The sequence below is a fragment of the Aureivirga marina genome (genome assembly GCF_015767265.1).
GTDB classification, from domain to species: domain Bacteria; phylum Bacteroidota; class Bacteroidia; order Flavobacteriales; family Flavobacteriaceae; genus Aureivirga; species Aureivirga marina.
Map to the genome: position 1 here is coordinate 64,748 of NZ_JADPIB010000005.1, position 22,015 is coordinate 86,762.

General features: G+C 27.8%; 19 protein-coding genes. 8 read left to right on the plus strand and 11 right to left on the minus strand.

Going from position 1 to position 22,015, the window contains the following annotated elements:
- Positions 1-102: 102 nt before the first annotated feature.
- The gene (locus I1A51_RS11510) at positions 103-1,461 is read right to left on the minus strand and encodes a lactonase family protein (protein ID WP_196894037.1); all 1,359 of its coding nucleotides are present in this window, start codon (positions 1,459-1,461) and stop codon (positions 103-105) included.
- 133 nt (positions 1,462-1,594) lie between these two features.
- Positions 1,595-2,692, minus strand: a complete 1,098-nt coding sequence (gene meaB, locus I1A51_RS11515) for a methylmalonyl Co-A mutase-associated GTPase MeaB (RefSeq protein WP_196894039.1) — start codon at positions 2,690-2,692, stop codon at positions 1,595-1,597.
- 305 nt (positions 2,693-2,997) lie between these two features.
- Here meaB and I1A51_RS11520 point away from each other — a divergent pair, with 305 nt between their 5' ends.
- Together I1A51_RS11520 and uvrB are read left to right on the plus strand one after the other, a co-directional pair.
- On the plus strand, positions 2,998-3,693 hold the full coding sequence (locus tag I1A51_RS11520; RefSeq protein ID WP_196894041.1) for a hypothetical protein: 696 nt from the start codon (positions 2,998-3,000) through the stop codon (positions 3,691-3,693).
- Positions 3,694-4,035: 342 nt separating this feature from the next.
- A complete protein-coding gene (gene uvrB, locus I1A51_RS11525; protein ID WP_196894043.1) occupies positions 4,036-6,033 on the plus strand; it encodes an excinuclease ABC subunit UvrB in 1,998 nt (665 codons plus the stop codon).
- Between the two features lie 36 nt (positions 6,034-6,069).
- Here uvrB and I1A51_RS11530 read toward each other — a convergent pair whose 3' ends face one another.
- Positions 6,070-6,744, minus strand: a complete 675-nt coding sequence (locus I1A51_RS11530) for a hypothetical protein (RefSeq protein WP_196894045.1) — start codon at positions 6,742-6,744, stop codon at positions 6,070-6,072.
- Positions 6,745-6,856: 112 nt separating this feature from the next.
- Here I1A51_RS11530 and I1A51_RS11535 point away from each other — a divergent pair, with 112 nt between their 5' ends.
- Positions 6,857-8,296: a T9SS type A sorting domain-containing protein gene (locus I1A51_RS11535; protein ID WP_196894047.1), complete on the plus strand. Its 1,440-nt coding sequence runs from the start codon at positions 6,857-6,859 to the stop codon at positions 8,294-8,296.
- Positions 8,297-8,525: 229 nt separating this feature from the next.
- Here the strand turns inward: I1A51_RS11535 and I1A51_RS11540 are convergent, their stop codons facing one another.
- Positions 8,526-10,277, minus strand: coding sequence for an amidohydrolase family protein (locus I1A51_RS11540; protein WP_196894056.1), 1,752 nt, complete (start codon positions 10,275-10,277; stop codon positions 8,526-8,528).
- A 467-nt stretch (positions 10,278-10,744) separates the two neighbouring features.
- Between I1A51_RS11540 and I1A51_RS11545 the strand changes: the two genes are divergently transcribed.
- Both I1A51_RS11545 and I1A51_RS11550 read left to right on the plus strand, forming a co-directional pair.
- Complete coding sequence (locus I1A51_RS11545; protein ID WP_196894058.1) at positions 10,745-11,056, plus strand: hypothetical protein; 312 nt, start codon at positions 10,745-10,747, stop codon at positions 11,054-11,056.
- Positions 11,057-11,161: 105 nt separating this feature from the next.
- Positions 11,162-11,671, plus strand: a complete 510-nt coding sequence (locus tag I1A51_RS11550) for a ferritin (protein WP_196894060.1) — start codon at positions 11,162-11,164, stop codon at positions 11,669-11,671.
- Positions 11,672-11,948: 277 nt separating this feature from the next.
- On the opposite strand, the gene I1A51_RS11555 is transcribed toward I1A51_RS11550, so the two are convergent.
- Positions 11,949-12,575, minus strand: coding sequence for a carbonic anhydrase family protein (locus I1A51_RS11555; protein ID WP_196894062.1), 627 nt, complete (start codon positions 12,573-12,575; stop codon positions 11,949-11,951).
- Between the two features lie 9 nt (positions 12,576-12,584).
- On the minus strand, positions 12,585-13,262 hold the full coding sequence (locus I1A51_RS11560; RefSeq protein WP_196894064.1) for a TetR/AcrR family transcriptional regulator: 678 nt from the start codon (positions 13,260-13,262) through the stop codon (positions 12,585-12,587).
- A gap of 151 nt (positions 13,263-13,413) precedes the next feature.
- Here I1A51_RS11560 and I1A51_RS11565 point away from each other — a divergent pair, with 151 nt between their 5' ends.
- Complete coding sequence (locus tag I1A51_RS11565; RefSeq protein ID WP_196894065.1) at positions 13,414-14,313, plus strand: DMT family transporter; 900 nt, start codon at positions 13,414-13,416, stop codon at positions 14,311-14,313.
- Here I1A51_RS11565 and I1A51_RS11570 read toward each other — a convergent pair.
- From I1A51_RS11570 to I1A51_RS11585, 4 genes are all read right to left on the minus strand, one after another.
- Positions 14,295-15,215 carry a helix-turn-helix transcriptional regulator gene (locus tag I1A51_RS11570; RefSeq protein WP_196894066.1) on the minus strand — a complete coding sequence of 307 codons (921 nt, stop codon included), beginning with the start codon at positions 15,213-15,215 and terminating at the stop codon, positions 14,295-14,297. The two genes, I1A51_RS11565 and I1A51_RS11570, sit on opposite strands and share 19 nt — an antisense overlap.
- A gap of 253 nt (positions 15,216-15,468) precedes the next feature.
- A complete protein-coding gene (locus I1A51_RS11575; protein WP_196894067.1) occupies positions 15,469-16,443 on the minus strand; it encodes a hypothetical protein in 975 nt (324 codons plus the stop codon).
- A gap of 92 nt (positions 16,444-16,535) precedes the next feature.
- A complete protein-coding gene (locus I1A51_RS11580) occupies positions 16,536-17,534 on the minus strand; it encodes a hypothetical protein (protein ID WP_196894068.1) in 999 nt (332 codons plus the stop codon).
- A 25-nt stretch (positions 17,535-17,559) separates the two neighbouring features.
- Positions 17,560-18,555: a hypothetical protein gene (locus I1A51_RS11585; protein WP_196894069.1), complete on the minus strand. Its 996-nt coding sequence runs from the start codon at positions 18,553-18,555 to the stop codon at positions 17,560-17,562.
- Positions 18,556-18,822: 267 nt separating this feature from the next.
- Between I1A51_RS11585 and lpdA the strand changes: the two genes are divergently transcribed.
- Positions 18,823-20,211: a dihydrolipoyl dehydrogenase gene (lpdA, locus tag I1A51_RS11590; protein WP_196894070.1), complete on the plus strand. Its 1,389-nt coding sequence runs from the start codon at positions 18,823-18,825 to the stop codon at positions 20,209-20,211.
- A 74-nt stretch (positions 20,212-20,285) separates the two neighbouring features.
- Here lpdA and I1A51_RS11595 read toward each other — a convergent pair whose 3' ends face one another.
- On the minus strand, positions 20,286-21,350 hold the full coding sequence (locus I1A51_RS11595) for an endonuclease I family protein (protein ID WP_196894071.1): 1,065 nt from the start codon (positions 21,348-21,350) through the stop codon (positions 20,286-20,288).
- Positions 21,351-21,529: 179 nt separating this feature from the next.
- Between I1A51_RS11595 and I1A51_RS11600 the strand changes: the two genes are divergently transcribed.
- Complete coding sequence (locus I1A51_RS11600; protein WP_196894073.1) at positions 21,530-21,976, plus strand: hypothetical protein; 447 nt, start codon at positions 21,530-21,532, stop codon at positions 21,974-21,976.
- Positions 21,977-22,015 lie beyond the last annotated feature (39 nt).

Genomic DNA, 22,015 nt, shown 5'->3' on the forward strand with positions numbered 1-22,015 from the left:
ATTTTTATTCAAAAAACAATAAGCTTAACCGAAAAATATGGTGCAAAAAAAACACTTAACGGTTAAGTCAAGTGTTTTTGTATCTTATTCTATATTAATTTTTTACTTTAGCGGTCTTTGAACTCCAACTAAACCAACAAAAGCTTGATCTGTTGGACTTGCTCCAATCGAAGAAGGAATTTTATAAGGTGAATTACTAATTTCTACCAAACTTCCATCAGCGTTTACATAAAACGCACCAATATTATGACCTGTATAAGCTCCAGAAACATATAAGAAACCGTCTTCTGATTCAAATAAATCTTTATTATCCAAAGCTTCTTCTCCTCTACGGAAAAAATAATTTGGATCTAAAGAACTATATAATGTATTGTCTCCAGCAATATTGAAAACACTTACAATATTTGTTTTAAAACTTGAAGTAAACACTTTAGAATAGTCATTACTACAAATTACCCAACAAACTAAATCTTTTCCATCACCTGTTTGATAACTTGCAATTTCTAAAGCATCTGCACTATCTAGAACACGTAAACCTTTATCTATTTGATCACTTGTTAAATTTAAACTTGTCACATAAACATATTGATCATTTGGAGACCAAACTGTCCCTACAGCACCAGCTACACCAGCAGTTTCATTATAAATTTCATTTGATAAAACTCCATTTGCATAATCATAAAAATAAACTCTTGCAGGTTGTAACAAATTTGGGTCTACAGTATCAGATAAAACATCTGGAACTCCCCAGGTAGAAACTACAAACTTTGTTTCAGCTTCATTAAATGAAATACAAGTTGGTCCTCCCCATTCTCCAGAATTATAAGTAGCTGCAATATTTTCAAAAGATAAAATTCCTGTATTTATATCAAATTTAAACATTGCAATATTTCTTAAATCCGAATTTTGAATTGGGAAATTCGTTGCTTGTCCTTGTAAGTAAAGTGGACTAGAATGTTGGTTTGCTACAGCAACCCAAATATCATTTCCTCTATCTGCATAAGCGATACTAACTGGATGAATTCCTCTTGAATCAATATTATCCACTTCTTCTGTAGTTGGATCTTGATCTATTCTAATTAATTCTCCTGTATTTGAATTCAATTTAAACACAGAAACAGAACCATTAATTGGATTATCTCCTGTATTCACTACAAGCATATATTCTCCAATCATTTTAATTCCATTTTGAGAATCAAAAATTCCATATCCTGCTGCACCTTTATCTCCTGTAGGAATTGGAGAATCTGGCAATTCTTGTAAAGCTCCGTTAGCTAATCTTCCCATTGCAATCACTTCATTACCTTCTGTTGCGCTATTGGAAGTAAATAAAAAACCTACATAACCTTCAGGTTCTGGTGTTGGAGGGAAAGGAGTTGGATTAAAATCGTCATCATCACTACACGAAACTGTAAAAACCAATCCTACAATCATCATCAAATAAATAATTTTTTTCATCATCTTATGGTTGTTTTTTTTCGATTATCTTAAAGTTAACCAATTTTTACCTAAGATTTTTTGATAATTGTAGGTTTTAACAATTTTTACACATATTTTCTAAATATGTAACTATTTTATTTTAAGCAAATTAAATTTAAGATTCTTTAAAATAAATCCCTAATAATTTCTTAGCTGCTTCAAAAGGAGTCATCTTATGATTATTAATATTAGATTCTAAAATATCTATTTCTTGTTTTACTTCCTTATTCTCAAAAAACTGTTTTTTTAATGCGTCTTCAATTGTTTGTTTAAACCAAAAATGATTTTGAGATTCTCTTCTTTTTTGGAAATAAGAATTTTCTTTTGTCTTTTCAAAAAATGAATTAATCATAGAAATAATTTCTAAAACACCTTCATTATTTAATCCACTACATGTCAATACTTTTGGTGTCCATCCATTTTCTTTTAAAGGATATAAATGAAGTGCTTTTGAAAAATCAATTTTCGCTTGTTTTGCTCTTTTAATATTATCTCCATCTGCTTTATTTATCGCAATTGCATCGGCCATTTCGATAATTCCTCTTTTAATTCCTTGCAATTCATCTCCTGTTCCAGCAACTTTTAAAAGCAAAAAGAAATCAACCATCGAATGCACCATTGTTTCGCTTTGCCCGACTCCAACAGTTTCAACAATTATATGTGAATATCCAGCTGCTTCACAAAGAATAATGGTTTCTCGAGTTTTCTGTGCAACTCCACCCAAAGATTCTCCTGAAGGTGAAGGTCGAATAAATGCATTTTGATTATTTACAAGCGTTTCCATTCGAGTTTTATCACCAAGAATACTTCCTTTATTCACAGAACTACTAGGATCAATTGCTAAAACTGCAACTTTATGACCTTGTTCCGTTAATTTGTTTCCAAAAGATTCAATAAACGTACTTTTTCCAACTCCAGGAACACCAGTAATTCCAATTCTATAAGAATTATTCGCATGTGGTAAACAACCTTCTAAAATCTTATTTGCCTTTTCTTGATGTTTTAGATTTGTGCTTTCTATTAATGTAATTGCTCTACTTAAATAAGATATATTTCCAGCAACAATCTCTTTTACAAACTTTTTTACACTTGGTTGTTTAATTTTTTTTCTCTTGATAAAATTAATTGAATTCTGGCTAATTTTTTCTGGTTGAGAAACACCTCCTATTTCTGTTAATGTTTTTTTTGGTTTATTTTCTTTTTTGTCTTGCACGTTTAATTTTGTCTTTTGTTTCTTACAAAGTTAAAAAATGAATTATGGAATTTAAAAATATTACTTGGATATAATTTCTATATGCTAAATATTATTTTAAGTTATTCAAAATCAATAAGAATTAATTTAACATAAAACATATTAGTTATTTTTATTTATAAAAAACAATCTAATTGCGTTTTTATATACCGATTTTATTTAAAATCATTTCAAATATTAAAAAAATCACTAAAAATCATTAAAACACCTATTTTATTTCTATTTTTTTAACATATATTTGCCGCAAAATTAATTTAAAAAGAAAAATGAAAAAGGATTTTTTAACAAAGATTGCTAAAATTGCTATTGTATTAACTGTATTATTTAATGTTTCTTGTTCTAATGATGATGATAATGATGAAACACAATACATTGGACCATTTAATGGATCTGTGGATTCTGTAGAAAACATCTATACTCCAGAAACAGTTCAAGCTTTAAATAACCTTGATTTTACTATTTATACTGGAAATACACCACCATCTGTAGAAGGAACTTTTGAGGTTTCTCCGATGATGTTAATTAACAGTACTGTCCCAGGAGATGTAATTCCTACTTTTTTTCCAAACTATGTTTTTACATTAACGAATCAAAATAACAATGATTTAACTATTGATTTTGAAGGACAACATTTGGATGGTTCACAACAAGATAGCGGAGATGGAACATATATTTCTGGTCAAGGAAATAATTTTACTGTTTATTTAAACTTAACTAGTTTAATTGGTCAATATCCTGCACAAACTGCATTTGTAATTTCAGGGCAAAAGACAACAGAAGGAATTGCAAACTTGCAAATTGCTGCTTTAATGGTCGATAATGGAGGAAATATAGAAGATGAATATATTCCAAATAATACGGGAAGAGTACTTGTAGACTTTGATGAATTAGCTGAAGAAATTGAAATTGTAAATGAAACTTCAAGAGCAACTTCAAACGGAAAAAGCTTATTTAAGAAATAATGTTTTCAAAAGATTTTAAACTAAAAAGGAGTTGTCAATACAACTCCTTTTTCAATTAATAAAACCTACCTTAAAGAAAGGTTTTAATACAAAACACCTCACTATTTATTACTAAAAAATTACTTCCTTTTTTTCGCGTAATTTCTCCTTTAATCTATTACATAAAAGAATAAATTTTTAATCTTGGAATCTATCTTTGTTTTTTCGTTATTTTTGTAGCAAAAGTAAATTTCACATTTAAAGAAGTCTTCATGAAACTTTTAATTTATCATGTATTTATTGTAAATTATAAGCTTTAAATGTTAAAATAATTTGATTTAAAAGCACTTTTTACTCAAAACGATGAAATTTAAAATCAATTCTAACTTCCAACCTACTGGAGATCAACCACAAGCAATAGGACAACTTGTAAACGGAATAGAAAACGGAGAAAAATACCAAACACTTTTAGGAGTTACTGGTTCTGGAAAAACATTTACAGTTGCAAACGTAATTGAAAAAGTAGAAAAACCTACTTTAATTCTTGCTCATAATAAAACATTAGCAGCACAACTTTATTCTGAGTTTAAGCAATTTTTCCCAGAAAATGCTGTGGAATATTTTGTTTCTTATTATGATTATTACCAACCTGAAGCTTTTATTCCTACGACAAATACTTACATTGAAAAAGATTTATCTATCAATGATGAAATTGAAAAATTACGTATTAGTGCATCTTCTGCCCTACTTTCAGGAAGAAGAGATGTCATTGTTGTAGCCTCTGTTTCTTGCTTATATGGAATTGGAAATCCAATTGAATTCAAGAAAAATGTAATTTCTATTGAAGTTGGACAAGAAATTGCTCGAACTCGATTTTTACATAGTTTGGTAACAAGTTTATACTCTCGTACAGAAACAGAACTTAAAAGTGGTTCTTTTAAAGTAAAAGGTGATACTATCACAATTTTTCCTTCTTATGGAGAACATGCTTATCGTGTACATTTTTTTGGAGATGAAATTGAAGAAATCGAAAGTTTTGATGTTATAAATAATAGCGTCATCGAAACTTTTGAGCAATTAACAATTTATCCTGCAAACTTATTTGTTACTTCTCCTGATGTACTTCAAAATGCAATTCATGAAATTCAAGACGATTTGGTAAAGCAAATTGATTATTTCCATGAAATTGGAAGATATTTGGAAGCGAAAAGAATCAAAGAAAGAACAGAATTCGATTTGGAAATGATTCGTGAGCTTGGTTATTGTAGCGGAATTGAGAATTATTCAAGATATTTAGATGGAAGACCACAAGGAACACGTCCTTTCTGTTTGTTGGATTATTTTCCTGATGATTATTTAATGGTTATTGATGAATCTCATGTTACCGTTCCACAAGTTCATGCAATGTATGGTGGAGATAGATCTAGAAAGGAAAATTTGGTGGAACATGGTTTCCGCTTGCCTTCTGCAATGGATAATAGACCTTTAAAATTTGATGAATTTGAAATGATTCAAAATCAAGTGGTTTATGTTACTGCTACTCCAGCAGATTATGAATTGGAAAAAACAGAAGGTGTTTTCGTAGAACAAGTAATTCGTCCGACAGGATTATTAGATCCGATAATTGAAGTTCGTCCAAGTTTAAATCAAATTGATGATTTAATGGAAGAAATTCAAAAAAGAGTTGAAAAAGACGAACGTACACTTGTTACAACTTTAACAAAAAGAATGGCAGAAGAATTAGCGAAATATTTAACGAAAGTTCAAATTCGTTGTCGTTATATTCATTCGGATGTAGATACTTTAGAACGTGTGGAAATCATGCAAGATTTACGAAAAGGTTTGTTTGATGTTCTTATTGGAGTAAACCTTTTAAGAGAAGGATTAGATTTACCAGAAGTTTCTTTAGTTGCTATTTTGGATGCTGATAAAGAAGGTTTTCTTCGTTCTCATCGTTCGTTGACACAAACAATTGGTCGTGCTGCGAGAAATGTAAATGGTTTAGCAATTATGTATGCAGATAAAATCACTAATAGTATGCAAAAAACTATTGATGAAACAAACCGAAGACGTGAAAAACAGATTGCTTATAATTTGGAAAATAATATTACTCCTAAACAAATTGAAAAAGCAATTGATACAAGTTTAGTTGATAATCATAAGGAATATCAAGAAATTAAAAATTATGAAATTGCTGCGGAATCTGGTGAAGAATATGTAACTAAACCTGGATTGGAAAAACGAATTCGAGATGCGCAAAAAGGAATGGAAACTGCTGCAAAAAATCTTGATTTTGTTCAAGCTGCAAAATTCCGTGATGAAATTAAAGCTTTAAAAAATCGATTGGAGGAGTTTAAATAATTAAAAATAAAAGAGAGTTCGACTTTGAACTCTCTTTTATACATTATCCATTATATCTTCTAATTTGTCTGTATAAATCTCCCAAATAGTAGAGTTTTCTATGTCAGTTTCTTCTAATAAACTATCTCTAAATGAAGAAATTTCATTTTCTAGTTTTTCTAAAAATAATGTTGCATTAATTCTTTTACTTTCTTCTTCAAACAATTTTCCTGTTCTAGAAATCCTCCATCCATTTTTAATTTCACCAGAATGTAATATTCCACAACGAATATTTTCATAAAAATCTTGAGGAATTCCACTATTATTTCTTCTTACAGAGTACTCTATATCTCTATATTTATCTATTGTAAGACCTTCTTTTGAAAATTCAGAAAAATTAATTGATTTATTAAAAAAAACACCAAAACTTCTTTCACTCATTCCATGAGTATTTTTAAAGTCTTCTTCTGTGAATGAAATAAATGTTTCAATTAATAAACAACAATTTGCCATAATCGAAAATCCATTTTTATAATCGCTCTTATAGTTTTTATTATTATAATCAAATGGTTTTAAATATCTACCGTATAATCTATCGTAAATAAAGTTGGCTAATTTTTCTTTGTAACTTTCTTTATCATTTAACCATTCTTTAAGTTTTAAAACAGTAATTTCTTCTCTATTTTCACTACTCGTTGCCAATACAACTTCATTATTATTATTATTATTCATATTTAAATTTTCTTCTAATGTATAAATATTTCATATACTATTATTTCATATTAAACAATTCTTTTAAAAATCATTTAACTAACTTTAATAAAGTAATTTAAAATCTATTAAAATGAAACAAACATTACTTTTATTCTTTATTTCAATTGTTAGTTTTGGACAAATTGATGAAGAGAATATTTCTTTACTCACTTCAACTGAAAACAATCCGAAAATTGAGGAAATTCAAGTTCAACTTTATAGTGAGATTTCAGAAGAATATGAAAATCAAGGTAAAGAAATTTACGAATTTGATGCAGCTGGAAACCAAGTTCGATGGGAATATCACACTTGGAATAACGAAAACAATGATTATGTTCCAGATTCAAAAACAATTTCAATGTATGATGAAAATAATCGATTGATTCAAGAAAGTTCTTATTCTTGGAGTATTACAGAAGAGGATTTTATCAAAGTTGAAGAAGAAAGTGTTTCGTATGATGAATTTGGAAGATTTATCGAACTAAACACCTACAATTATGATACAGAAGAAGAGAGTGAATTTTTCACAAAAGCTGTTTTTATTTATGATGGTTATTTTATTGAAAATTACACTGCATATGTTAAATCTCCAGGAATCGTAGATGAATTTACAGAATATGAAAGAGGTTTGACTTATACACAAGGTGAAAATAACACAACAACAGTTGAAATTGAAGCTAGAGAAGATCTTACAAGTCCTTGGGAATTGTTTTCTAAAAGAATTATTCAATTTGATGTGAATTACAACCTTATTTTAGAAGAGTTTTATGAGTTTAACAACGGAATTTATGGTGCTGTAGATAAAGAAAAATATGTGTATGATTTAACTACAAATAAATTATTGGAATATTACGATTTTACAACAACTAGTGAAGGAGATGCATTTACAGAAAATCAAAAATTTCTTTATACTTATGATGGGAATATGACAAATGAAATAACTTATTATTGGGATTCAGATGAAGAAGATTATATTTTAAGTTCAAAATTGAAAGTAGTAAAAAATAATTCTAATCAAATTATTGAAAAAGAAAATGCAAATTGGAATACTACTAATTCTGAATATGAACCAATAAATCGTTGGGTTTATACTTATGAAAATGGTTATGTTACTTCTGTGAATACATTCCAAGGAATTCCGTTTGGATTTCATTCAGAATCGACTTACACACCAATGGTAGAAGAAGGTGTTTTGATTGAGCGAGTGGAAAGTTTTCAACTTTTAACAGATGAGCCAGAAAATAGATATAAATATATTTACAATTTTCCAGAATTAAACATTGAAAATCAAACTGCAAAAGCAACGGAAATTTCTATTTTTCCAAATCCAACAACAACTAATTTTACAATAAATAATGCAAAAGGTTCTTCAATAGAAATTTATAATTCTTTGGGTCAAAAAGTTTTCAATCAAAAAGTAATTTCTGAAATGCAAAATTTTCAGGTTATTCATTTAAAAAACGGACTTTATTTTGCAAAAATTCAAAAAGAAAAGAATCTTAAATCTATTCCGATTTTAATACAGAAATAAAATATTTAAACAGGACTCTAATTTATAGGGTTCTGTTTTTAAAATTTCTTCTCTTTATAATTCAAAATTTTAAACTCATTTAAAACACAAAAACGTTCCGTAGAAATGCAAATGCAGTTATCTAAAATCACTTTTCCAAAGAAAATTGATAAAATAACAACTATTTAAAACAAAAAAGATATGCTTCCAAACATATCTTTTCTGTATTTTATTTCTTTAAAAAATTGGTTTAATCTCTAACAAAATAAACTTGTTTAATTTTCCCATTTTCTATTTTATAAATCGCAATCGCTTCAACTTCTCTATCTCCAAAAGTAACACGTTCTTTATCGATTACGGTATTTCGCATTACAATTCTTTCTTCTAAATTACAATACAAATTAGGAACTCTTTCAAACATCGATTGGTATCTTTCTCTCATAATATCCTTTCCTTTATATTTCAATTTACCACTTGGAAAATCGTATACTTCCACATCTTCAGCATAAGGTTCTAAGAAAGCTTCAATATTTCTTAAATTATATCCATTTAATTGTCTTTGTGCCAAATCTGCTGGCGTATCTACTACAATTTTGTTTGGATCAAAAACTTCTCCTTTATTAAAAACACGATGAATTTTTAAAACATTTTTCAAATCTTCTACTGGATTTTCATCTAAAAGAATCAAATTCGCTTTCAATCCTACTTTTACTGCTCCAAATTCATTTTCTTTGCTTAAAACTTTTGCACCATTAATAGTAGAAGCTTCCAAAATTTGCCAATTCGACATTCCACTTTTTTTCATCGTTTCCATTTCTGTCAAATAAGAAGAAGCATGAATAGTTCCAATGTTTCCAGCATCTGTTCCTGTAGCAATTAAAACATCATTATCAGCTAGAACTTTTAAATTCTTTAATAATATATTTAAATCTTCTTTTCGTTCAGGAACTTTTCTTTTACCATAATTTATAACATGTTTAGAATAGGCAGAATCTTTTGTTTTTAAAAACTTTTTCAAATCCATTAAAGTTCCGATTTGGTGAGGATTTCCTCTTCGAAGTTCATGTAATTCTAATTCTGGACTTTGCGCATAAGATGTAGCGTAATTAACACTAACTAATAAAGTTGGACAAAGAATTACATTATTTTTTTTCAACAATTTCGCAAAATCTTTTGTCAAAACCTCATCTTTTACACTGTGAACTAAGAAATCACAACCATTTTCTACAGCTAATTGAGCAGCAATTCTTTGAGTAGCATGCACAGCAACTTTCAAATTTCTTTTATGCGATTCTTCAATAATCTTCTTCACTAAAGGCAATGCAGCTCTTGCAGCTTCTTCCGTAGTATCGTATTTTTTCTTGTCTAAAATGTACCAAATTTTAATAAAATCTGGATTATATTGCATTTGATCTTCAATATATTTTACAACATCTTCTTCTTTTTTAATCAAACTAAAAGGTGTATCATCCTTTAAATCATTATAAACTTTAGATTTATAAGTTGTCAACAAAGGACCTGTCATATAAATAGACGGAGTTTTCGGATCATTTACATATTCCTTTCTTTTTTTTAATAAATTATTTGTTGCACCAACATCAATTAAATTTGTAATACCATAACTTAAATAGCGATGCAATTTATCTTCCATCGTACTAAACGTCAAATCAATTTCATCATCATAAGATTGGTCTCCTCTTAAATCAAGAATATCAGGTCTTGAATACAATCCTCCATTCTGAAAAAAGTGAATATGCGCATCGGTTAATCCAGGCATCAAAAACTTTCCGTCTCCATTAATTACTTCAGCATTTTCAGTAATTTTTATTTTTTTATTCGATTTAATTTTTGTGATTTTCCCATCAACAATTTCTACTGTTTGTCCTTTTTTGATTTTGTGATTTTCCACATCTAAAATAGAAACGTTTTTAATATACGTTTGCGCATTTAAGGATATAACAGATAGCAATAAAAATATTGCTAATACATGTGTCTTTTGCATTTTTTTATTTTTGTAGATTATTTAATTCTTCATATTTATTTTTTTATACTTTTTCATTCTTCTTCTGATTTATTTAATCATCATTTTCCAAAGCATTAAATCTAATTTTTAAAATAAATTAAGTAATATTTATCTTATAAACTTAGAGGTAAAAATATATACTTTATTTTAAAAAACTGGAATAATATCTAAATATGTAAGATCTTAAATCTAAATCATATTTTTTTGAATTATCCATTTAAAAAAAATTTAAATGAATTATTCAATCATGTTAATTAAGTTAGTTTAAAATTCAACTATTCAACATTACACAAATCCATTCACCTTTTTTAATAAATTATTTAATATCTCACATTTATTTTCATAAAATTCAAAATATCACAAAAAAATAAGGAATGTTAACAAAATTCATTTGTTTTTTATTTGGAATAAATCTTAATAAAGATTATTTTTGCTCCGTAATGAACATGGAAATACTACATAACTCATCATTTTTTAGTTCTTATCAAGATGTTGAAAAAGAACTTTTTTACATCGACTTTGGACACAAAGTTGTTTCTTTAACTTTTCACCAATTTTTACATTTAAAACATAAAATCAATAGAATTAGTTCTCCAAGATATTTAGAATTAGTAATTCAAAAAAGAAATTTGGAAATCTTGACTTTATGCAACAGAAAACATATTATGATTTTAGATGTTCCACAAATTTTAGACTTACAAAAGTTAGTTCAAAATACTTTCCAATTATTTGAAACTGAAAGCTTAGTGTTATCGTAATCATTTTATTTATAATTAATCTATCTATAAATTATTAAAGATTAATAAAATATTATAAATAACTTCCTTAGATATTTTTATATTTAATACACTAAAGTATTGATTATGAAAAATATAATAAGACAAAAAACAAGCATCCATACTGATATTATGGAATTGTTGAATGAGCAAATATTCGCGGAACAACATGCTTCTTCTGCATATTTAGCAATGGCTTCTTGGTGTGATCAAAATGGTTATTTACAATCGACTGAATTTTTCTACAAAAACGCACTAGAAGAACGTGAACACATGATGAAAATTTTCAAATATATATTAGATAATGGTGGCGCTTCTTTTTCACCAGAAGTATCAAATATTAATCATGAATTTGAATCAATTAAAGATGTTGTTGAAACAGCTTTAGACATGGAAATTTCTGTGACACAAAAAATTTACAATTTAGTGAAAGAGTGTCGTAGAGTTGGTGATATTGGAACGGAAGTTTTTCTACAATGGTTTGTAACAGAACAATTAGAAGAAGAACAAAAGTTCAGAGATATTTTAGATATGATTCACTTAATGGATGGTGCTGCACAGCAATTTATCGACGAAAGAATGAAAAATTATCTTTAGAAATAAATACATATAAAAATAAAAAGGTCACTAATTTTAGTGACCTTTTTTCAAACCTTGTAAAAACCTTAAATATAAAAATATATTTAAAAATTAAATTGTGAACAATCTTATAGTATTTAAGATTCATTGATGTTAAATACAAAAAATAGCGTTTCATCAATACTGCATTCGCATCAATAAATAATCTTTCCAACTACGCAACTATTCTTCAGGTAATGAATTTGATAAAAGACTATTGAAGAAAATAGCTTATTCTTTTATCTTCATTACTTTATTATAAGAAACTTACTTTCCCAGAAGCAACATCATATACTGCTCCTACAATAGTAATTTCATTGTTGTCATACATTTCTTTTAAAACTTCACTTCTTTCTAAAATTCCTTGAATATTTAAGTGAACATTTTTCTCTACCACACGTTGAACAAAATCAGCATTATTTGAACTTCTATCTCCTGTTTCTTCAACAGCATCAACAGCTGGCATTAAATTATCCAACATTGGAGTAATATTTCCAAGTTCAACATGATCACATGCTCCTTTTACAGCTCCACATCCAGAGTGTCCTAAAACAACTACTGCTTTTGATCCTGCAACTTTACATGCATATTCGATAGAACCTAATATATCTGTGTTAATGAAATTTCCTGCTACTCTTGCACTGAAAATATCTCCAATTCCTTGATCAAAAACGATTTCTGCAGGAACTCTTGAATCAATACAACTTAAAATTGCAGCAAATGGACTTTGTTGTGTTGCAGTAACAGCAACTTGTTCTAAATAATTTCTTTCAATTCTTTTTTTATCAAGAAAACGTGCGTTTCCTTCTTTTAACATATCTAAAGCAGCTTGTGGTGTAATCGCCGCTTGCGTTTCACTTGTTTGCGTGATATAATCAGCCATGATATTTATTTATTTTTGAATAACTTTAAAAACTAAATCAATATAAAAATTAGTTATACAGTTTCTATCTTCCGAAATTGTAGTAAGTTTCGGCAAATGTTCTGTAAAATAATATTGATGATGAGCTCCTTCAATTACTGTAGAAACAAGCATATTCGCATTTGGATAATCAGGATTGATTTCTTGAATTACTTTACTTATTCGCATCACCATACTCTCATAACCAGAGAAAAAACCTTCTTTATTTTCAGAGTCTACCTCTTTTGTTAAATATGCTTTTGATGATTCAGAAATTACAATGTGATTAAGTTTAACCTCATTAATATGTAAAAAGTTACTATCTTCTTCAATAGGCTCTGTAACAATTGTTACAGCTCTTTTTAATCTTTCTTCTGGAGAAATAATATTAATTAAGCTAAAAACTAATTTATATTCCATCCAAGCCCAATACCAAGCTGTCAAATATAATAATAGCTTATGCTTACTTTCAAAGTATCGATAAATAGAAGCTTCTGTTGAAGAAATGGAACAAGCTAATTTTCTAAATGTAAAAGCTTCAAAACCAATATCATCAATCATCTCAATACTTCCAAATATGATTTTTTTTCCTAAATCACTTGATTCAGGGTTTTTTAAGTAAATGTTTTCATTTACCTTAATCTGAATATTTGAAAATAAATCTTTCATCTTTTTATATTCCTTATTCGCAAATATAATAGTATTACTATTACAAACAAATATTTTAACTATTATTTTTTATTAAAACCTTAAGAATTCTAAAGGTATCTAATTTAATACTAATTTATTAATTTAGAAATAGACAAACCAACAATTCATTATGAAAGCATATTTATTTTTAATTATTGCAGCATTTTTTTGGGGATTAAATTATTATTTAGCTAAAATCATGCTAAAACAAGTCAATTTTGTGGAAGCTGGATTTTGGCGTTATTTCTTTGGAGTAATCACACTTTTATTAATTTCTATAAAGAGCTTCCCTCCTTTTGCTTTAGTTAAAAAACGTTTTTTAGGAATTTTACTTATTGGTATTATTGGACTTTTTGGTTTTAATTTTTTCTTTTTTCTCGGCTTAATAAATGGTTCTGCTGTAAGTGCTTCTTTAATAATTAGCTTAAATCCTGCAATCACACTTTTACTTTCTTTTTTAATCTTAAAAACTTGTCTAAAACCGCAGCATATCGTTGGTGTAATTCTTGCTTTTTTTGGTGTTGTCTATTTAGTTTTAAAAGGAAATATTTTAAATATTAGTATGGTGCATTTTAGCAAAAGTGATTTATATATTTTGATTTCTTGTATCGTTTTTGCTTTTTATAATATTTGGGTTAAAATATATTCTGTAGATTTTACGAATACCAATTTTACTTTTTTGACAAATCTTGTTTGTATGATTAGTTTTTCCGCCGTTTTACCTTTTTATGAAGTTAGCAATGTTGGAAATCACGATTTCAATTTTTGGATTGCTGCTATAGGAATTGGTAGTGTTGGAACTGCTTTGGCATATTTTCTTTGGAATAAAGGAATTCAAATCAAAGGTGCAGATCAAGCAGGGATTTTCATGAATTTCATTCCACTTTTTGCAGCATTTTTAGGAATTTTCTTCGATGAAAAATTATATTCTTATCATTACGTTAGTGGAATTTTCATCATCATTGGAATGTTGATTATGAATATTAAATTCAAAAAGAAAAGGCTGAAAATTCAGACCTCTTCTTCGTAATTCTTTAAAGTTTCTTGTAATCCTTTGATCATAGATTCTCTTAAATGCTTAGGTTTTAAAACAACCGCATTTACTCCATATTGCGCTAATTGCATTTTAAATTCATAATTAATTGCAAGCACAAACTCTACAATAATTCGGTCTCCAAAAGTTCGTTCTGTAATTTTTTGAGAAGCATGTAAAGGCAAACTTTTTAAATATTCTAATTGAATTTTTGAAAAAGCAACTTCAATCAATTCTATCTTTTTATTTTGTCGATCTAAACCTACAATATGATTAAATAAATCTAATTGATTTTCATATTTCTGTAAATTGATTTTTTTCTTATTTCCTATTTGTAAATCCGAAATCCTATCAATTCCAAAAATTCGTATTTCCGTCTTTTTTAATGGCAAACCAATAACATACCAACGGTTTTGATATGCTTTTAATTTAATTGGTGAAATCGTGTATTTTGTGTTTTTTTTAGTTTTAAAATTATGATGTGTAAAAACAATTGTTTTCTGATTTTGAATTGCTTCAATTATCATGGGTAAATGTTCCAAACCTTTAAATTGATGTTGTTTATCAAAATCAATATAATTTAAAGTTTTACTAGTTTCATTAATACTTTTGGTAAAAAATTGTGCAGAAGAAGCCATTTCTAAATAATGAAATAAGCTACTAATTTGTTGTTTAGAATTAATTTCTTCTTCAATATAATATCCTTTTTCTTGTCTATTGTACTGATAATCGATTCCAAAATTAGTTTTTAAAGCTCTTAAATCTCTTTCTAAAGTTCTTTCAGAAATATAAATTTCTTTGTCTTCTAAAAAATCAATTAAAGCAGTTTTAGATGGAAAATTTCCGTGTATTAAACATTCCATAATCAATCGAAAACGATTGGCAATTTCGTAGTTCATTTTCTTTTTTTATATACGTCATTATTTGGCGATGTAAGGTAATATCTTTGCTGTGAAGAAAAAAGAAAAAGACAATATTTTTGATTCAAATCTAAATTTACGGGGAAAGATAAATTTAGTAAATGGGAAGAAATGTTGAAAAAGAAAAGTCTATTTTTTGAACTTTTTTTTTAAAAAAAGTTCGCTGTTTTGATTTAATTGTTAAATTATGTTTTTAAAAAAACCTGCACAAAAATGTACAGGTTTTTTTATTTTATTCTTCTTCTTCGTTTGTTATTTCAACTAATTCTGCTTCGTCAGTCCAATCTGGGAAAGGATCTCCACTAAGTGTTTTTGTCGCAAAATATTGATTATCACAATTTACAAAGATTCTATTTGAATTTTCATCTGTATAATTCAAAAACTGTCCATGATAAATATAGTATGTTCCTTCTAAATTTTCGTTACAGTTGTTTGGATTTACAATTTCATATAATAATTTATCTCCTAAAATTCCATTTAAAGATTTAATTTCAAATAATTTTGGAGAAGAAACAGCTTCATTTCTTCCAAAATAACCAGCTAATTCTCCAGATGCAGTATAAACTTTAAACCTTTTTAAGGTTGTACATTCTAAGCATTCATTAATTAGAAAATAAGTGTAACCTGAAACTTCAATCTTACGAATAATAACATTTGTTCCTAAATTTTCTAATTCTGTTTTTTTATCATTTAACCAAGAAATATCTTCCAATGGTGTTGAAAAATCAAAATAATTAGAATACAATGTTGCCATTTTTTGGAAAGTAATTGGAATTCTTCCAAATTTATTTCCATTTAAATCCAATGAAGAATTTAATAATTCAAAATCAACAAATTCTTCCATTTCAATATTTAAAGCATTTCCGGCACAATCGTAAGGAATTGATGTGATAAATCTAAATGTTTCACCATCAATAGTATGATTCATGTATTTATTGATAAACACATAAAAATGCTCTTGAATAAATCCATTTTCAACTTCCCTTGATTCCTTATGAAAAGTAATATCCACTACATTTTCATCGATTAAATCATTGACCCAAGCAAAACTTCCTTCAATATTATTCACATCATAATCACAAATTTGAGTTCCAGTTGGCTCCTCAGGTTGTTGGTTATTAGATGAGGAATCATCATCTTTACTACATGAAGTAATAAAAACTAAAGCTATTATTAAAAATAGATTAGTAAACGTAATTTTTTTCATATTTTTTTTAATCAAATTATTAAGATTTTGGACAAAAATAAAGATTTAATTAATTTCTAAAAACTTTATTTTAATGAAAGGTTATTTTATTATTATTCCAATAAAATAGCTTCTTCATCCCAATCTGGAAATGGATCATTTACATTAAACATTGCAGTTATACTAATACCTTCTCCATCGCAATTGTAATAAGCTGTACCATCAAATACTTTATTCTTTCTAATAGTTTGTCCATGATATTTATAAAAATCTCCTAGTAAACTTTCATCAACTTCACAATCTGTTGTATTTATAATATTATAAAATAATTTATCTCCTAATTCTCCTCGCATATTGACTAATACTGAATTAAAAGCATCTGTACTAGCTACATAATTATTATTTCCAAAAGTTCCAGCATATTCTCCTTTGAAATTATACACTTTAAATCTCCTTAATTGTGCACACTCAAGGCATTCATTAATCATGTAATATTTATATCCAGCAAATGTGAATATTCTTATCATTGTATTTTTATCTGAATTTTCTAATTCATTTTTTTTTGCATTTAACCAAGGAATTTCTTCAATTGGTTTGGAAACGTCTAATTGATTTGAAGGATTTGAATAAATAGTTTCAATTGTAATTAATTGATTTGGTAAATAAATCTTTCCCGGTCCTTCTTCAGGGGAAGTATAGTATTTCCAAGAACGATAATCACTTATATCAAAAAAATAAAAATAAGAGTCCTTTTCTCCTGAACAAGTATATAGTTCATGTCCAACAATATGATAAACATTTCCATCAGAATCTACTTTTTCTACATTTTTAGATACAACAACATAATAAAATTTTTTAATTTCACCATTCCATTCTTTTTCTGCTTTTCGCAAAGTAATTTCAACAACATCATCATCAATTAATTCTTCTAACCAATCAAAACTACCTAATAAGTCGTTTGGATCATAGTCACAAACAGTAATAGGAAGTTGCTGAATTATTTGTTCTTCTTGTTCTTGATTATTTTCTGTGGTATCATCCTCTTCATTACAAGAAATCATAAATAAAAAGGAAATTAATAGTACGATTTTTGCAAAATTCATTTTTTTCATATTTATTCTTTTTTTAAAATTTTAATTATTCTTCCTCTAACAAAATAGCTTCTTCATCCCAATCTGGAAATGGACTATTAATTCCATTTATAACACTCATTACATTTATAATATTACCTCCACAATCAAAGTGTACTTTAATATCTTCTTGATTGTCATAATATATTGTTTGACCATGATATTTATATTTTTTTCCAATATATTGCTCAATTTCTTGCTCACAATCATTTGTATTTATGATATTATAATACAATTTCTCTCCTAAAATACCTCGAGTATTAACTAAATAAGAGTTATATGCATCTACAGAAGAATTAAAATTATTACTTCCAAAATATCCTGCTAATTGTCCTTTATAATTGTAAATTTTAAATCTACGAAAAGTTGTACATTCCAAACAATCATTAATAACATAATAAGTATCTCCATAACCGTTGAACAAAGTAATCATTCCATTATTCCCAGAATTTTCTAGCTCATTTTTTTTAGCATTTAACCATGGAATTTCTTCAATTGGTGTAGAAAAATCAAAATGATTGGAATAAAAATTCCCTATTAAATCTAATTCATACGGGATACATAAATTTCCGCCTCCAGTTTCTGGTGTATAACAGAATCTTTGAGGATTCTGGTAAAACTCATCTCCTTCTATATAATTTAAAAATTCTACAACATTTCCAGAACAATCATAAATTTTATTTGCAACTACATTAAAAGTTTCATTTCCATCTGATACAAAATCAGTGTATTGTTTAATAATTACATAATAAAAATCTTTCACTTCTCCATTAAACATTTCTTTATTGACCGTATATAACCCAACTTCTACTACATCTTCATTGATAAGATCATTAACCCAATCGAAACTTGCCATAAGATTATTCGGATCAAAATCACAAAATGTTTGACCTAGTTCTTCTTGTTGTTGATTATTTTCAGTAGTATCATCTTCTTCATTACAAGAAATCATAAATAAAAAGGAAATTAATAGTACAATTTTTGTCAAATACTTTTTTTTCATATTATTTTTTTTAAAGGTTAATTTTTCAACAATAATATGAATTAAATATCTTTTTAACTAAAAAATTTAAAATTTCCTATTTTATGCATCTATAATTTCTAAAAACAAGTATTCAAAACTTCCTTATCTTTTTTACAATCTTTACTTCCTTTTCCATACATTTTAATTAAATTTGTGCGATGAATAATTTTAGGTTTTTTAAATTTATAGGATTGAAAACTTAAAATGAAAATTCATCAAAAACAACATTTTATTAAAAATTAAAATATGAAATACGACGTTATCATTATAGGAAGTGGTCCTGGTGGATATGTGACTGCAATTAGAGCATCACAACTTGGATTCAAAGTTGCAGTTGTTGAAAAAGAAAATTTAGGAGGAATCTGCCTAAATTGGGGATGTATTCCTACAAAAGCATTATTAAAAAGTGCTCAAGTATATGACTATTTAAAACATGTAGATGATTACGGATTAAAAGCTGAAGCAATTGATAAAGATTTCCAAGCAGTAATCAACCGTAGTAGAGGTGTTGCTGAAGGAATGAGCAAAGGTGTTCAGTTCTTAATGAAAAAAAATAAAATTGATGTAATTGATGGATTTGGTAAAATCAAACCAGGGAAAAAAGTAGATGTTACTGCTGCTGACGGAACAGTTACTGAATATTCTGCTGATCACATCATCATCGCTACTGGAGCTCGCTCACGTGAGTTACCAAACTTACCACAAGACGGAAAGAAAGTTATTGGATATAGACAAGCAATGACATTACCAGAGCAACCAAAGAAAATGATTGTTGTTGGTTCTGGAGCAATTGGAGTTGAGTTTGCTCATTTCTACAACTCAATGGGAACGGAAGTTACTATTGTAGAATTCTTACCAAACTTAGTTCCTTTAGAAGATCAAGATGTTTCTAAACAATTCGAAAGATCTATGAAAAAATCTGGTATCAAAGTAATGACAAATTCTTCTGTAGAATCTGTGGATACTTCTGGTGAAGGAGTTGTTGCAACTGTAAAAACAAAGAAAGGTGAAGTTACTTTAGAAGCAGATATCGTTCTTTCAGCAGTTGGAATTAAATCAAATTTAGAAGGAATCGGATTAGAAGAAGTTGGAATCGTAACGGATAGAGATAAGATTTTAGTTGATTCTTCTTACAAAACAAACATGCCAGGATATTATGCAATCGGAGATGTTGTTCCTGGACCAGCTTTAGCACACGTTGCTTCAGCAGAAGGAATCACTTGTGTAGAACGTATTGCTGGAATCGAAACAGAATCTATCGATTACGGAAACATTCCAGGTTGTACATATGCTACTCCAGAAATTGCTTCTGTTGGTATGACAGAAAAACAAGCAAAAGAAGCTGGATATGAATTAAAAGTTGGAAAATTCCCATTCTCTGCTTCAGGAAAAGCAAAAGCTGCTGGAACTCCTGACGGATTCGTAAAAGTTATCTTTGATGCAAAATACGGAGAATGGTTAGGATGTCATATGATTGGAGCTGGAGTAACAGATATGATTGCGGAAGCTGTTTTAGGTAGAAAATTAGAAACTACTGGACATGAAGTATTAAAAGCTGTTCACCCTCACCCAACAATGAGTGAAGCAGTTATGGAAGCTGTAGCAGATGCTTATGATGAAGTAATTCATTTATAAGAATTAGAATATATACAAATAAAAAACCAGAGAAAATTCTCTGGTTTTTTTATGTTTATTCTTTTGAAATTCTATTACATCTTTATGATTTTTCTAGAGATGTTTGAATTTTTAGTTTTGATATTTAACACATACATTCCTTTTTCTTTAGGTAAAGAAATAATGTTTTTTCCTAATTTTAATTCTTGGCTTAAAATTCTTCTTCCTGCTAAATCAATTAATTCAATAGAAGTTGCTTTGTCTACATTATCAATGTATAATACATTTGAAGCTGGATTAGGATAGATAGCAAAATTCTCTAATTCAAATTCTTCATTTGATAATGGATTTAACCAAGTATCTCCAATTTTATTTCCCCAAATATGTTCAACTAATTCTGGAAAATCAATATATGGATTTCTATTTTCTTGGTAGTTAAAAATAACATCATTACGATCTCTCTCCCATTCGTTTACAGGATCATTTCGATGCCAATCTAATAAAGCATCTAAAGTTCCATGAAAAGGTTCTTTATTAGATTGCCCTAAAATAGATTGTGTTAATTCTAAATCAGGTTCTCCTTCATCTCCTTCATATCTAGTCGCCATATAAAAAATCATACGAGCTACATCTCCTTTCACATCTGATCTTGGTTCAAATGTCCAGTTGATACCATCTGTAAAAGAACCTGTATTAAAAGTTCCATCAATCACTTCAGAACAAGTTTCACAATCATCAAAAGCTCTGTTACTTCTTGTACTGTTTACACTTTGATCTAAAGGTCTTAAATGATGAACATCTGTTCCCGCTCCACGAGAAGTTCCGAAATCACCTCTAGATTTTGCCCAGACATGCTCTCTTGTCCATCCACTCCCTCCATTATATTCCTGGTCACCATTAACAGAACGACCTGAATAAATAAGGATAACATTCTCAGAATTGTTAGGATCTTTATCTGTTTCTTTTAAAATATCCCAAGTATCTGTTGTTGAAGCTGAATAAGGAAATTCAATATGATCTTTAATAATATTATAAAGAGCATTTTTTAGCTGACTACCTGACTTCCCATGCGCCTCATCGTAATAATCATCTGGCATTTGTGCGATAGCTTGCGAACAAATACCTCCTATACATAGTAAATGAAGTAATATTTTTTTCATTCAAGGGTGTTTTTTTAAATTATTAAAAGCAGGCTAAATTAACATTTTGATAGTAATTTTTAAGACTATGTTGATATTTTTTTAGTTAAGTAATAGTTAATTTAGTTGTAGTGCAAAATAGTACAAATCCCTTAATTTTTATATTCAATTCATTATCAAACAATTAAACCTTAAAAACCATGCATTCACTTGAAAATGACATCGATTACATTGAATTCTGTTCTTCAAACACAGATCTCAAAACTATAAAGGATAAATACGTTGATACAGAAATATATAATGAAATAATTCATTTTTTAAACTGGTTTCACCCCGAATGGAAAACCAGGGCAGGTTTAGGGTATTGGTCTCCAGAGTTTATTTTGGATACGATTGTGGAAAATGAAAACATTTACAACAACCACAAATTTGATAGATTAGACAAACTTCATCATATTTATAAATATACCGGATTAGCATATTTAAAATCTAAAGAAAATTATCGGCACATCTTTAAAAGTTGGTGTTTAAAAAAATTTTATTCTTCTAAAAATGATATAGTTGAATATTTAAGTACGGAAAATAGAAAAAAGATGTTTAAAATGTTTGTACGAAAAGTTGGGAAACAAGTTATTTATCCTCTTTAAATCTCTTTTTTTGTTATATTATAAACAAAAAATGCCTTC

What these genes read in the sequence shown, in the direction of transcription:
- I1A51_RS11565 (WP_196894065.1), top strand. Translation starts at nt 13,414, where the DNA reads ATGAAAGCATATTTATTTTTAATTATTGCAGCATTTTTTTGGGGATTA.
- I1A51_RS11570 (WP_196894066.1), bottom strand. Translation starts at nt 15,215, where the DNA reads ATGAACTACGAAATTGCCAATCGTTTTCGATTGATTATGGAATGTTTA.
- I1A51_RS11545 (WP_196894058.1), top strand. Translation starts at nt 10,745, where the DNA reads ATGGAAATACTACATAACTCATCATTTTTTAGTTCTTATCAAGATGTT.
- I1A51_RS11580 (WP_196894068.1), bottom strand. Translation starts at nt 17,534, where the DNA reads ATGAAAAAAATGAATTTTGCAAAAATCGTACTATTAATTTCCTTTTTA.
- I1A51_RS11510 (WP_196894037.1), bottom strand. Translation starts at nt 1,461, where the DNA reads ATGATGAAAAAAATTATTTATTTGATGATGATTGTAGGATTGGTTTTT.
- I1A51_RS11540 (WP_196894056.1), bottom strand. Translation starts at nt 10,277, where the DNA reads ATGCAAAAGACACATGTATTAGCAATATTTTTATTGCTATCTGTTATA.
- I1A51_RS11595 (WP_196894071.1), bottom strand. Translation starts at nt 21,350, where the DNA reads ATGAAAAAAATATTACTTCATTTACTATGTATAGGAGGTATTTGTTCG.
- I1A51_RS11530 (WP_196894045.1), bottom strand. Translation starts at nt 6,744, where the DNA reads ATGAATAATAATAATAATAATGAAGTTGTATTGGCAACGAGTAGTGAA.
- I1A51_RS11550 (WP_196894060.1), top strand. Translation starts at nt 11,162, where the DNA reads ATGAAAAATATAATAAGACAAAAAACAAGCATCCATACTGATATTATG.
- I1A51_RS11585 (WP_196894069.1), bottom strand. Translation starts at nt 18,555, where the DNA reads ATGAAAAAAAAGTATTTGACAAAAATTGTACTATTAATTTCCTTTTTA.
- lpdA (WP_196894070.1), top strand. Translation starts at nt 18,823, where the DNA reads ATGAAATACGACGTTATCATTATAGGAAGTGGTCCTGGTGGATATGTG.
- uvrB (WP_196894043.1), top strand. Translation starts at nt 4,036, where the DNA reads ATGAAATTTAAAATCAATTCTAACTTCCAACCTACTGGAGATCAACCA.
- I1A51_RS11575 (WP_196894067.1), bottom strand. Translation starts at nt 16,443, where the DNA reads ATGAAAAAAATTACGTTTACTAATCTATTTTTAATAATAGCTTTAGTT.
- I1A51_RS11535 (WP_196894047.1), top strand. Translation starts at nt 6,857, where the DNA reads ATGAAACAAACATTACTTTTATTCTTTATTTCAATTGTTAGTTTTGGA.
- I1A51_RS11520 (WP_196894041.1), top strand. Translation starts at nt 2,998, where the DNA reads ATGAAAAAGGATTTTTTAACAAAGATTGCTAAAATTGCTATTGTATTA.
- I1A51_RS11555 (WP_196894062.1), bottom strand. Translation starts at nt 12,575, where the DNA reads ATGGCTGATTATATCACGCAAACAAGTGAAACGCAAGCGGCGATTACA.
- I1A51_RS11600 (WP_196894073.1), top strand. Translation starts at nt 21,530, where the DNA reads ATGCATTCACTTGAAAATGACATCGATTACATTGAATTCTGTTCTTCA.
- I1A51_RS11560 (WP_196894064.1), bottom strand. Translation starts at nt 13,262, where the DNA reads ATGAAAGATTTATTTTCAAATATTCAGATTAAGGTAAATGAAAACATT.